The 1,994-nt window shown below is 66.9% G+C and carries 2 protein-coding genes; both read left to right on the top strand.

The window, feature by feature from the left end:
* The first annotated feature begins 159 nt into the window (after positions 1–159).
* Positions 160–759 (top strand): hypothetical protein, encoded by a 600-nt coding sequence (locus QUS11_07965; GenBank protein MDM7993233.1) that lies wholly within the window; start codon positions 160–162, stop codon positions 757–759.
* Between the two features lie 19 nt (positions 760–778).
* On the top strand, positions 779–1,994 hold a 1,216-nt coding region (locus QUS11_07970), incomplete at its 3' end, for a hypothetical protein (protein ID MDM7993234.1).

Below are 1,994 nucleotides of genomic sequence, written 5' to 3' on the forward strand. Positions count from 1 at the left end.
GGGAAACCCGCTTCACCCTGCTGCTCGACCCCGGCAACCAGCCCGGTCTCATTCCTTAGGAAAAGAGCGGTGCGCCGCGATCGCTGGAACAAAATCAACCTTCAAGGAGAACCAATGAACAAAGCACAACACCCTCGGCGAGTGGGCTGGATGGTCCCAATGGTCCTGACCTGGGTCAGCCTGGCCTGTGGCGGCACCACCCTGCTGGACGGGCCGGTCTACACCTGCCCGACTGCCATCCCACCCACCGTCCTGCCCGGCACCCCGCCCCCACCCCTGCCCACACCCTATGTCATCACCCCGCCCCAGGACTTCTTCCGCGATGACCCCGTCATCGTCGGCGCCGCAGGCGCCCCCCTGCGCGTCCAGTTCCGCCTGCTCACCGTCCAGTCCCTGCCCGCCTCGCCCGACAAACACGGTCAGCCACGCCGGATCTACTCCTGGCAGCTGGAAGTCCACAACCTCGGCAGCCAGCCCTACGAAACCTTCCCGGCGCTCCAGATGTTCCTGAGTACCCTCACCACACCCGGCGGGGACCTGACCGGCGTCTGGCCCTCGTCCCAGGCCGCGGCACACGAGGCCGGCCTGACCATCGATCCCAACCTTTACACCCTGCCACCCGGCCAGATGCGCGTCTTTCGGTTCGCCGCCTACGCCCCACCCGGCCTCGCCCACCGCTTCACCTTCGCCCTCGACCCCACCGTGACCGCCGGCAGCCCGCAAGTCACCTGGGTCAACCAGCCCAACCCCTTCTGCTGAGCCAGGGAGCCCTCACCCTATGGACATCCTCGCCGGCCTGCGCCAGGCCATCGATGCCTTCTGGTACAACATCCTCCTCAGCCTCGCCGGCCTCCAATGGAGCCTCCTGCGCGGCTTCGTCATGATGGGCCACACCGTCCAGGTCATCAACGCCTGGCTGGTCGATAACGCCTTCGCACCCCTCATCCAGCAGACCAACGCCAGCCTCAGCACCGCCGTGCGTTTCGCCTTTGTCGCCGCCCTGCTCGTCCTCGGCCTGACCTACCTCCTCGCTGCCTTCATCCGCCTCGACGTCGTCCACTTCCGCAGCGCGGTCACCTGGTACATCGCCGGCGCCCTCTTCTTCACCCTCGGTCCCGCCCTCTACCAGGGCATGAACGACTTCCGCTCGCGCCTCGCCCAGGGTTTCTACCTCAGCACCCTCCAGGGCCTGCAGGCCACCGTCGGCAGCTCCTTCTCCTCCCTCAACCAGGTCGAGACCACCGACCTCGGCCTCGGGCCCCTGTGCGACTACCTCGGCGTCTACCTGCCCGGCGCGACCGCCCCCGGCGACATCGACGGGCTGGACATCGCGCTGGCCTACCTGCGCGCCGACGGACCCGACGTGATGGGTTACCCCCAGCCGCTCTACTCCCCCGGCTGCCCGGCTCACTTCTACCATCCCGCCACCGGCGCCTACCTCAGCAGCGTGCCCCAGGAATGGTTCCTGCCCGGCTCCTACTTCGACTTCCTCCAGTCCCCCTACGTCTTCGACACCCTGGACGACGCACAGCGCGCCGCCTCCATCAGCACCGCCTCCTCCGCCCAGTCGCGCATGTTCACCGCCTGGCCCCTCGTCCTCTTCGGCGTCGTCGAGCAGATCGTGTACCTGCTCATCACCATCGCCATGGGCCTGACCTTCATCTCCTTCAGCATGGCCATCCTCTTCGCCTTCTTCAAAAAGACCGAAGGCATCGCCCGCGCCATCGTCGACCAGTGGATCGAGCTCATCGTCCAGACCGTGGTCATCGCCCTGATCCAGTCCCTGGTCACCACCTTCTTCCTGGCCGGCTCCGCCGCCGCCAACCCCGTCGTCACCCTCGGCATTGGCCTGATCTGCCTCGTCTTCATGCTCATCGTGCTCTGGTCCGGCATCCGCGCGGTCTGGAACAGCCTCAACCGCCTCTTCAATGCCATGGGCCAGGCCACCGGCGGCGCGGTCCTCACCCCCGGCATGGCCTGTCTCGTATACACAT

Source organism: Candidatus Fermentibacter sp., from assembly GCA_030373045.1.
Taxonomy (GTDB): Bacteria; Fermentibacterota; Fermentibacteria; order Fermentibacterales; family Fermentibacteraceae; genus Fermentibacter.